This window comes from Bowmanella dokdonensis, from assembly GCF_017254865.1.
GTDB classification, from domain to species: Bacteria; Pseudomonadota; Gammaproteobacteria; order Enterobacterales; family Alteromonadaceae; genus Bowmanella; species Bowmanella dokdonensis.
Genome location: NZ_JAFKCV010000352.1, coordinates 1 through 292, shown reverse-complemented (window position 1 = coordinate 292; position 292 = coordinate 1). Strand labels below are relative to the sequence as shown.

Genomic DNA, 292 nt, shown 5'->3' with positions numbered 1-292 from the left:
ACAATTAAGGCAAGTATTGCGAGAGCGCAAGCTACGCGAAGGCAAGCCGATGATTGCCGACGAAGGACTGATCGCCAATATTCTGATTTGCTTTGCCGATGGCCGCATCAATCAGTTTATCCGCAGTGAGTTTACCCGTCGCCCTACCGAGGGCTTTGCCGAGCAATGGCAATTGCTGAAAGGACGCTTCTTCGTCTAGTCATTGTATTTGAATTGAAAAAGGGGCGATGCCCCTTTTTTTATTGCCCGAAGGTGTTACCGAAAAAGTCCCCTTCATTCCAACTAGGTCGCA

The 292-nt window shown here is 49.0% G+C and carries 1 pseudogene; it reads left to right on the top strand.

The features are described from left to right. Window positions 1-199: pseudogene (locus J0A66_RS22910) on the top strand (nucleoid occlusion factor SlmA); the annotation flags it as partial. Window positions 200-292 lie beyond the last annotated feature (93 nt).